Origin of the sequence: Streptomyces sp. H27-D2 (assembly GCF_035828615.1) — a bacterium.
Classification (GTDB): Bacteria; Actinomycetota; Actinomycetes; order Streptomycetales; family Streptomycetaceae; genus Streptomyces.
Map to the genome: position 1 here is coordinate 1 of NZ_JAYMZR010000241.1, position 535 is coordinate 535.

A 535-nucleotide genomic window follows, 5' to 3' on the forward strand; every position below is an offset into this window, starting at 1 on the left:
CCTCGAAGGCTTCGTCCCGGCGGACCTTGGGCAGTCCGCCGGCGGCGGGGGCTGCCGGGAACGGCTCGCGCTCGACCCGCCGCTCGGCGAGGTTCGGGAACTCGCTGACGCCGGTGATCGGCTCGCGGCGGTGCGCGAGGTCCTCGGACCGGCTCGCCCAGGTGCTCGCCAGCCGCTCGGCGATCAGCCCCGAGCGCAGGGCCGCCGCCTGGCCGCCGGAGCGTTCGATCTCCTGGAACCAGGCCCACCCGGCCTGCGCGAGCTCGTCCGTCAGCCGCTCCACGTACCAGGAGCCGCCCGCCGGGTCGATGACCCGTGCCAGGTGGGACTCCTCGATCAGGATCGAGGAGGTGTTGCGCGCGATCCGGCGGGCGAAGGCGTCCGGCAGGCCCAGCGCGGCGTCGAAGGGCAGCACGGTGACCGCGTCGGCCCCGCCCACCCCCGCGCCCAGACAGGCCACCGTGGTGCGCAGCATGTTCACCCAGGGGTCGCGGCTGCTCATCATCACCGCCGAGGTGACCGCGTGCTGCCGCTG

Annotated in this window: 1 protein-coding gene; it reads right to left on the bottom strand. The window is 75.1% G+C overall.

Annotated features, from left to right (window positions below):
- Positions 1-535, bottom strand: a 535-nt coding sequence (locus tag QMK28_RS34105; RefSeq protein ID WP_326443577.1) for a methylmalonyl-CoA mutase family protein, incomplete at both ends; no start/stop codon positions are given.